Genomic DNA, 10,686 nt, shown 5'->3' on the forward strand with positions numbered 1-10,686 from the left:
CAAGGCTTCTACCTGTTTATACCTGGACTGTATTCGTAATTTTCGTTCCAACCATCCGATTCTTCCGGTGGACGTCATCTCTTCTGAAAGATCTTGCTTCATCGTGCACTTACCTCCTCCCGACGAGGGAAAGAATGGACAACGGCGATCACCTGTTCATTGGCAGCCAGTTCCGATCATGGATTCTCCGCATTGTAGTTGCAATGGATTGGGCAATCTGTTCAACGCCGGGCGATTGCAGGATGGTGAAATGATTGCCGGGGAGTTCGTGAATCTCTATTTCACCGTTTGTCACCTCTTCCCACCCGTTCGACGGGCTGCTGTAAATACCGGTGACTCCCTCATCCCGGTCGCCTGATGTAAAGAGAATGATAGGCTGCCCGGAAGACTTCGGCACGTAGTGGCGGTAGGCCGTCCAGTTGGCTTGGAATACTCGAAAAAGTCTCGCGAACTCTTCAAATGATGTGCTTTGTCCCAGCAGTTCCTGTTCAATCAGGGTGTTCATCAACGTATGGATCGCCTGTTCTATCGGAATATCGCGCAACGATTGGAACCAGCCGGGGATCTCTTTTGCTGTTATGCCCAGCAAATCTTGGACAAACATTGCAAGCACGGTAACCTGATCATGTACAGCGTCTTTGCGGTATGCTTGGGCAAAGCTGTCCATCAAGATCAAGGCAGCGATTTGTTCTCCCGCCTCCCGCAGTTGATACGCCATCTCATACGCAACAATTCCTCCAAATGACCAGCCTGCGAGAACGTACGGCCCGCTTTTTTGAACCGATCGAATCTGTTCCAGATAATGGATCGCCATCTCTTCCACACCGCTTAACGGCTCCTGATCATCTGCAAGGCCCCTGGACTGTAATCCGTAAAACGGCTGTTCACTGCCTAGCAAACCGGATAAACGCTGATAGCAGAAGACACCTCCGCCAATCGGATGGACGCAGAAGAAAGGCAGATGCGAACCGTTGGGCTGTATGGTAACAAGCGAAGAATGGCCTATTTCTGTTTTTGACTGGCTGATCATTTGCGCCAGGTGGGCGATCGTAGGATCTTTAAAAAGAACGGACAACGGGACGTTCTGATGGAACTCCTCCTTTATTCGCGCAAACAACCTGACCGCCAATAACGAATGGCCTCCCAGGCGGAAGAAGTTGTCGTACACGCCAATCGGGCTTACCGACAGCAGCTCTTCCCAGATCGTGACCAGTTTTGCTTCCACCGGATTTCGTGGAGCCATGTAGCTGCTCTCCAGCTCCGTCCCGCTTCTTTCCGGTAAAGGCAAGGCATTCCGATCAACTTTTCCGTTGCTCGTCAATGGCAATTCATCCAGCGTGACAAAATGGGAGGGAACCATGTACACAGGCAGTTTTTCCTGTAAATACGCCCGCAGTTCCACATGGGCAGATCGGGTGTCCGGGTTCATCACCACGTAGGCAACCAAGCTTTTCTCTCCGCTGCCGTCAGCCATCACGGCAATGACGTTGTCTTTTACAGCGGGATGCTGACTCAGCACCCCTTCAATTTCTCCGAGTTCTATCCGATATCCGCGCACTTTCACCTGGTGGTCCGTACGCCCCAAATATTCCAGAGTGCCATCCGGCAGATAGCGAGCCAAGTCCCCTGTCTTGTAAAGACGCGAACCTTGTTCTGGGTAGAACGGGTCCTCGATGAATCGCTCAGCCGTCAACTCGGGGCGATTGAGGTACCCACGTGCCACGCCCGCTCCACCGATATAAATTTCTCCTGGAACGCCAATGGGTACGGGCTGCATGTTTGAATCCAACAAATACACGCGCATGTTGTCGATCGGACGACCGATCGGAACCGATTCGGTAGCCGCCATATTCTCCGGTATTTGATAAACGATACAACCTACTACGGTTTCTGTCGGACCGTATTCGTTAAACAGTGCGGTCCCCGGGGCATGCCTGCGCCACAAGGCAACTGTCTCTGCCAATAAGTTCTCTCCCCCGATGACGAGCGATCTGGTGCATGTTTTTACATGGTCAGGCGATAGCTGTTGATTGAGGAGCTGAATATGAGCCGGTGTGATTTTCACCAAACTGAAGTTTTCCGATTCCTTCAGGAGATTCCCTAATCCCTCAACTCCCGCCGTCTCGGGGAGCATCATCACGGTTCTTCCCGCGATCAGTGGCACAAACATGCTCGTGATGGTCAAATCGAAGGCAACGGACGAGTGAACAGGAGCACCCGTGCCCTCTTCTGCCGGATATGCCTTTTTGCACCAGTGCAAATAATTGACCAGTCCCCGATGAATGATTAGGGCTCCCTTCGGCGTTCCCGTTGAACCCGAAGTATAAATTACATAGGCCAGATTTTCCGGCGTTGCGATGCAAACCGGGTTGCTGTCGCTCTCTTGCTGCACGATGTCCCAATCCGCATCCAGATTGATCACGGTTGTTTCTCCCGGCTCCAGAACGCTGCACAACCGCTCTTGTGTCAACAACAGCGACGGTTTCGCATCGCTCACGATAAACGAGATTCTCTCCTTCGGATACCCCGGATCAATCGGTACATAGGCGCCTCCCGCCTTGTGAATGCCAAGGATGGCCAAAACCAGCTCCGCGGAGCGTTCCAGGCAGATCCCAACGAGCTGCTCCGGTCCAACACCGTTTTTTTGCAAATAGCGGGCTAGCATATTGGCCCGCCGATTCAATTCCCTGTACGTCCACCGCACATCTCCGCAGACGACTGCTACCTCGTCGGGCGTCTTTTCCACCTGTTCTTCAAACAGCTGGTGAAAACACATGTCTTCCGGATACTCCGCCTTTGTATCGTTCCACTCAACCAACAGCTGATGACGCTCTGTCGCGGTCAAAAGCGGCAATTTGGAAATCTGGCAGCCAGGTTCCATAGCAATGCCTTCCAACAGTGTTTGGTAGTGGCCAATCATGCGTTGAATCGTGCTTGCGTCAAAGAGATCGGTATTGTATTCGAAGCTGCCGGTCAACCCTTGATCCGTCTGTTCCATGAACAAGGTGATGTCAAACTTGCTGACCCGCGTCTCCGCCTGAACAGGAACAAACGCAAGGTTTGGCAGGACGACATCCGTCTTCGGCGTGTTCTGCAGCACAAACATCACCTGGAACAGAGGCGAGTGGCTCAAAGTACGCTCCGGTTGGAGCTCCTCCACCAGTTTCTCAAACGGCAATTCTTGATTGGCGTAGGCATCGATGGACGTTTGTTTGACTTGGGCCAGCAACTGTGTGAAGGACAATTCATGGGACAAATCCGATCGCAATACAAGCGTATTGGCAAAAAATCCGATAACACTCTCGCAATCGCGATTCATCCTGTTGGCAATTGGCGTCCCTACCAGGATGTCATGCTGGCCCGAGTAACGATAGAGCAGCGTCTTGAATGCCGCCAACAGTGTCATGAACAGAGTCGCACCTTCCCGTTGGCTGATCGCACTGAGTGTATCCGTGAACTCTTTTGACAATGTAAATGATTCAGATGCCCCCCGGAACGTCTGCACCGCCGGCCGCGGCCGATCTGTCGGGAGCTGCAGGACCGGAAGATGCCCGCCCAGCTTGCCTTTCCAGTAGTGGAGCTGCCGTTTGCGTTCTTCGCTTTGCAGCCAATCCCGCTGCCATTCGGAATAATCGGCGTATTGCATCGTCATCTCGGGAAGAGCATGTTTTTTGCGCGTTACGCAAGATTCGTACAGTGCACCGAATTCACGGAAAAGGATGTCGATGGACCAGCCGTCGGAAATGATATGGTGCAAGGCAAACAACAGCACGTATTCCCGATCCTCTAGCTGGAGCAGTCGAAACCGTGCCAGCGGCCCGGCAGCCAGGTCAAATGGACGTTCCGCTTCCTCACTGGCCAGCCGCTCCACTTCCCTATTTCGCAACTCCTCCGGAAGGTTTCGCAAATCGGAAAATGGTACAGAAATATTCATCGTGGGAAGAATCTTCTGCATCGGGTGACCATCTGCCTCGACAAATGTCGTCCGCAGCGCTTCATGACGTTGAACAATTTCCCCAAAGGCCCGTTGCAATGCAAAAATGTCAAGCTGCCCACTCAGCCGAATCGCCCCTGGAATGTGATAAACGCCGGTTCCCGGTTCCATCTGTTCAAAAAACCATACCCTCTCCTGGGTAAAGGAAAGCGGGGCCAGTTCCCTTGCGGGTGAGTGCAGCGGCCTCACTGGAATCCGTCGATCTGAACGATCACGGTTATCGACAAGGGCAGCGAGATGTTCGATGATGGGTTGTTCAAAAAACGTTCGCAGAGAGACCTCAACCCCAAAATGGGAGGATATCCGCGAAATGACTTGCGTCGCCAAAAGGGAGTGGCCGCCGATTTCAAAGAAATTGTCATGAACCCCTATTCGTTGGACGCCCAGCACTTCCGACCAAATCTCCGCCAGGGACTGTTCGGCAGGTGTACGCGGACCAACCCATTCCCGATCCCGTGCGAATTGTGATTCATCAGGGGCCGGCAGTGATTTTCTGTCCACTTTGCCGTTTGACGTTAGCGGAAAAGCGTCCAGTAGAACAAACAAGGAAGGAATCATATGTTCAGGCACTCTGCTCTGGAGATAGGCACGCAGTTCGCCAACGCCCGGCTTTGGTTCTTGCGGAATAGCCAAATAAGCCACCAGTCGCTTATCGGCATTCTCTCCCTGCCATACCTGGACGACACTCTCCTGCACAGCGGGGTGTTGATCCAAGACAGCTTCTATTTCTCCCAATTCAATTCGGAACCCCCGAATTTTCACTTGCTGGTCTGCCCGCCCGAGAAATTCGATGTTTCCGTCCGGGCGATAGCAAGCAAGATCGCCCGTTTTGTATAAACGGGTATCCATATTTGCATCGAACGAATGGGAAACAAATCGCTCTGAGGTAAGCTCCGGTTGATTGAGGTACCCTTTGGCCAAGCCGTCTCCGCCGATGTAGAGCTCGCCTGTTACTCCCACCGGAACCGGCTGAAGATACGAATCCAAAATGTATACGCGCGTATTGGCGATCGGCCTTCCAATCGAAACCGATCCTTGAACCAAACTCCCGTCTGTCACTGGATAGCAGCAGGTAAACGTCGTGTTTTCCGTAGGTCCATATCCATTGATCAGCTTAATGCCGGGCAGGTGTTCCAGTACCTTTTTCACGTGAGAGACGGACAAGACGTCTCCTCCGGCCAACAGTTGTTTTACATGGATGAGATCATCCAGACGCTGGTCAACCATCTGGTGAAACAGCCCCGCCGTCAGCCATAAGGTCGTAACCCGATGCTCCCGCAGCGTTTTTCCCAATTCCTCCAGAGACGCTTTGCTGCCTGGGTACAGGACCAGGCGGGCGCCGTTCAAGAGACTGCCCCAGATTTCAAACGTGGACGCATCAAATGAAACGGGAGAAAATTGCAGAAAGACTTCTTCCGGCGAAAAAGAGGCATAGCCGTTCCCCTTCACCAAGCGAATGACTCCGCGATGAGGGATGCAAACTCCTTTCGGTTTGCCCGTAGAGCCCGACGTATACATGACGTAGGCTAGATCGTCAGCAGTTGTGCCGGTATCGATGTCTTCCTCTCTTTCGCTGGCAATCTGCTGCCTGTCTCGATCAAGGTCAATCACGCGAAGATGCTGCCAAGGCAGAACATCCTCCCTTTTCCCACCCGTGATCAAAACGGATGCGCGTGCGTCCTCCAGCATGTAGGCCAGACGTTCTTTCGGATAAGTAGGGTCTAGCGGCAAGAAAGCTGCTCCCGCTTTGAGAATAGCCAAAAATGCGACGATCAGATCTGTGGAACGATCCATGCAGACCGCGACCAACTCTCCCCTTCTGACACCCAGCTTCACGAGGTGGCGGGCGAGTTGATTGGCACGGCGGTTTGTCTCATCATAAGTTACTTGTTCTGTTTGACAGACAAGTGCGATTGCGTCAGGAGCCTTGGCAACCTGCTCGGCAAATACCTGCTGGATCGAACTAAGAGATGGATAGTCCGTCTGTGTCTGATTCCACTCCATTAACAATTGGTGGCGTTCCTTGTCTGTAAGCAGCGGCAGCTCGTGAAGCTTGTAGTCCGGATTTTGGACAATAGACCCGAGCAGCGTTTCAAAATGTCCAATCAAGCGAGCAATTGTATCTGGGTTGAACAGGTCAGTGTTGTATTCGAGATAGCCGATCAGTTCATCACCTGATTCCCGCATGGAGAGGGTCAGGTCAAATTTTGCAGTTCCGCTTTCAGCATCTAGTTGCTCCATTGTCAGTCCCGGCAATGCCAAGTCTGATGCAAGCGTATTTTGCAATACGAACAGCACCTGAAACAGCGGGGAGGCACTCCTGTTTCGTTGCGGTACGAGCTCCGCTACCAACCGCTCGAACGGGAGGTCCTGGTGGGCGAAAGCACCGACGGCTGCCTCACGCACCTGGTCCAGGTATTCACGGAACGACATCACACTGTTCGGCTGACTGCGAATCACCAGTGTATTGACAAAAAAACCAATCATCCCTTCCAACTCGCTCCGATTCCGGTTTGCGATCGGAGAACCCACTGCAATGTCTTCCTGCCCGCTGTAGCGGTGCAGCAACGTTTTAAAACCGGCAAGAAGGGTCATGTACAAGGTCGCTCCGGACTGGACAGACAGTGTCTTGAGTGCATCGGTCAGTTGTTTTCCCAAAACGAAGCGCTGGGCGTCTCCGTTAAATGTTTGCGATGCCGGGCGAGGCCGGTCGGTCGGAAGCTGCAGGACGGGAGGCTCCTGTTGGAAGACTCCTTTCCAATAGGCAAGTTGTTTTTCCAATTCTTCTCCCTGCAGATACTGCCGCTGCCAATAGGCAAAATCGGCGTAGTGCAGATCGAGGTCTGGCAGCGGTGAAGAGGCCTGATTGCAAAACGCGTCATAGAGTACCGCCATTTCACGAATGAATACACCGAGCGACCACCCGTCGGAAATGATGTGATGCATGGTGATCAGCAGAACGTGCTCGGTCTCCCCCAGCTTTGCAAGAGTGGTACGAAGCAGTGGCCCCTGCGTGATGTCAAATGGCAGCGCCGCTTCTGTTTTGATCAGCTCACGCAAGGCACTCTCCCGACGGTCGGCCGGAAGCTGTTGCAAGTCGACTGTCACCAATGGAATTTTCATTTCCCGGAGGACGGTTTGAATCGGTCTGCCATTTGATGCCGAAAAAACGGTACGAAGTGATTCATGTCTGCGCACGATTTCTGCAAAGCTGCGCTCCAATGCATGAACATCGAGCACACCAACCAAGCGAATTGCTCCCGGAATGTTGTACGTGGCCGTCCCCGGCTCAAACTGCTCAAAAAACCATAGCCTCTCCTGGGCAAACGAAAGCGGCATTTCCTGTTCACGCGGCGCCGGCTGGATCGGGGGTGCATCATTTTCCTGCCGTTTTTGCCGGGCGTGGGCAATGGACTCAGCCAAGGCGCGGACGGTAGGAGCTTCAAACAATGTCTTCAGCGGAATTTCCATCCGGAATGCATGGTTTAGTCTTGAGATCACTTGTGTGGCGAGCAGCGAGTGACCGCCCAATTCAAAAAAGTTATCGCCAAGACCGATCGGCTCTGTACGCAGCACTTCGCTCCAGATCTTGGCCACGCATGCTTCTTCCGGTGTCGAAGGGGGTACGTACTCTCGCTCCATGCTCCTATTTGCGTAATCAGGAACAGGCAGTGCACGCCGGTCGATCTTTCCGTTTGGCGACAGTGGAAGAGCCTCCAACTGCACATAAGTGCCGGGAATCATGTATTCCGGCAGCCGCTTTTGCAGAAATCCGCGAAGTTCCTTGGTGGAATAGGAAGCACCTGCTTCGGTCACGACATAAGCGACCAGACGCCTGTCGCCTGGAACATCCTCTCGTACAACCACGGCTGTCTCCCTGATCTGCGGATGCTGTCCAAGCGTTGCTTCAATTTCTCCCAGCTCAATTCGGAAGCCGCGCACCTTTACCTGGTGATCGATCCGGCCGATATACTCAATCGTCCCATCCGGCAAAAAGCGGGCTACATCGCCTGTGCGATACAAGCGCTCCGTCTGATCGGTAGAAAACGGGTGTGGAACAAATTTTTCAAGGGTTAGATCGGGTCTGTTCAAATAGCCACGGGCGAGTGCCGTGCCACCGATATACAGCTCTCCCTGCACGCCAATCGGCACAGGCTGCAGATGCTGGTCGAGCAGGTAAATTTGTACGTTGTCAATCGGCCGTCCAATTGGCGGCAGGACAGGCCACTCCTCCGGTTCTCCCTGCAAGGTGTAGCTGGTTACCACATGGCTTTCCGATGGTCCGTAGTGGTTGTACAAACGGCACCCTTTCATTTTTCCAAGCCAGCCGCTAATATGCCGGGTGATTTGCAATTGCTCGCCAGCGGTGATGATTTCGCGGAGCCGCTCAGGTACCGTCTCTCGGACATTGGCCGACTCTGCCAGTTGTTGCAGTGCGACAAAGGGAAGAAACAGCCGCTCCACTTTCTGCCCGGATAAAAACTTCAACAGCTTTACCGGATCCTGCCGCACTTCTTCCGACATCAGAAGGGTGCCGCCCGAGCATAACGTTGAGAAGATTTCCTGAAAAGAGACGTCAAAACTGAGGGGAGCAAACTGCAGCGTTCTGGCCGGCTTCGGGTCTTGGAACGATTTCATCTGCCACAACAACAGGTTGACGAGCGGTTTATGTGCCATCATCACACCTTTTGGCTTGCCGGTCGAACCCGATGTGTAAATCACATAAGCTAGGTTTTCAGGCTTCACCAAGCAGTGCGGATTGGAATCACTCTGTTGTGCGATTGCTGCCCAGTCCGTATCGATGAGAACGCATTGGCCGTCATAGGCCGGCAGCTCATGGGCAATTCTGTGTTGCGAGATGAGGATAGACACCCGGCTGTCTTCCAGCATGTAGGCAATTCGGTCAGCGGGATAGGCAGGGTCGATCGGGACATAGGCTCCCCCGGCCTTCAGCACCGCAAGCACGGCCACAACCGTATCGACTGAGCGATTCAAGCATATCCCTACGAGTGAATCCGGCCGAACACCCGACTTTTGCAGGTAATGGGCCAGTTGATTGGCACGCCGGTTCACCTCGTCGTAGGTAAGCTGTCTCGTTTCGTCCTCCACGGCAATCGCATCTGGCGTTTTCACCGCCTGCCGCTCAACCATTTCATGGGTGCACCCCGGATCTTGTAGCTCTCGGTTCTCTGTCCGATTCCACTCCTCCAGCACTGTTCGCCGCTCTGAATCCGGCAGGATGCCCAACTGGGATAACGTTTGCTCCGGGTTGCTTGCGATACTCATCAGCAGTGTTTCAAAATGACGGATCATTCGCTCAATGGTCTTCTTTTCAAACAAGTCGACATTGTATTCAACTGATCCGTTCAATCCGTTTGCTGTTTCTGTAAAGGAAAAAGTCAAATCGAACTTCGTCGTTCCGCTATCCAGAATGAAGTGTTCCACGTCAAGCTCGGGCAGCTTCATCTCGGACATCGGCGCGTTTTGCAAGATGAACATCACTTGAAACAAGGGAGAATGACTCAAAAGGCGGCTGGGTAAAATGTCCGCTACCAGCTTCTCAAACGGCACGTCCTGATGGGCATACGCTTCCAGAGCGACGTCGCGTATCTGGGCAAGGTATTCGCGAAAGGTTGCTGTTCCGGACGGTTGACTCCGCATGACAAGCGTGTTTACAAAAAAGCCGATCAATCCTTCGATGTCACTCCTGTTTCGATTGGCGATCGGAGTGCCGACCAGGATGTCGTCCTGTTGCGTATAGCGGAATAACAAAGTCTTAAACGCCGCGAGCAATGTCATAAACAACGTCGTCCCCGACTGCGCGCTTATATCCCGGAGAGAGTGGGCAAGCTCGTGCGACAGGGAAAAGCGTTCAACAGCACCTCGAAACGTCTGTATGGTCGGGCGTGGTCTGTCTGTCGGAAGTTGCAAAACGGGCAAGCTTCCCGACAGTTTTTGTTTCCAGAAATCCAGTTGTCTTTGAAATTCCTGCCTGTTTGCCCACTCCCGTTGCCAATGGGCGAAGTCGGCATATTGAATCGGCAAAGGTGTTAAAGGTGAAGCCTGCTCATGATAAAAGGCAGTGTAGAGCTGCATCATCTCATGAACGAGAACACCCAGAGACCACCCGTCTGCAGCGATATGATGAATGGTAACAAGCAGAATGTGCTCCGTCTCATGAAGGCGCAGAAGGGTCGTTCGCAGCATGGAATCTTCCGTCAGGTGAAAGCACTTTTGCGCTTCCTCCCGAGCCAGCCGCTGTACTTCTGCTTCTTTTTCCTGTTCGGACAAGGCTCCAAGGGATTTCACCGGTATCTTCACCGGAACAGGCGGATTGATCACCTGTATCGGCTCTCCATCCACAACGGAATAAGTCGTCCGCAATACCTCATGACGATCAAGAATCTCCTGAAAGCATCGCTCCAGAATCGGTATCCAAAGGTTGCCTGTCAGACGGATCGCGTAGCAAAGATTATAGACTGGACTTTCCGGTTCATATTGATCCAGAAACCACAGCCGCTGCTGGGCAAATGATAGCGGAATGGCGTTTTCCTGCGGGCGAACAGGAATTCGTTCGCCCGCAGAATTTTCACGTCGTTTGCTTTCCAACATTTTTTCGAGTAGAGCTCGTTTAGCTGGGGATAGTTCAGCCAAGCGATCATTGCCTTTTGATTCCAAACGCATCCTGGCAC

At 52.9% G+C, this 10,686-nt stretch carries 1 protein-coding gene; it reads right to left on the reverse strand.

Annotated elements, in window-relative coordinates; all coding sequences use genetic code 11:
- Positions 1-148: 148 nt before the first annotated feature.
- Complete coding sequence (locus NSQ24_RS20270; protein ID WP_339166467.1) at positions 149-10,678, reverse strand: amino acid adenylation domain-containing protein; 10,530 nt, start codon at positions 10,676-10,678, stop codon at positions 149-151.
- Positions 10,679-10,686 lie beyond the last annotated feature (8 nt).

It is taken from the genome of Brevibacillus sp. FSL L8-0520, from assembly GCF_037963895.1.
GTDB classification, from domain to species: Bacteria; Bacillota; Bacilli; order Brevibacillales; family Brevibacillaceae; genus Brevibacillus; species Brevibacillus borstelensis.

Bases quoted from the DNA above. Each gene is read 5' to 3' on its own strand.
- NSQ24_RS20270 (WP_339166467.1), bottom strand. From the start codon at position 10,678: ATGCGTTTGGAATCAAAAGGCAATGATCGCTTGGCTGAACTATCCCCA.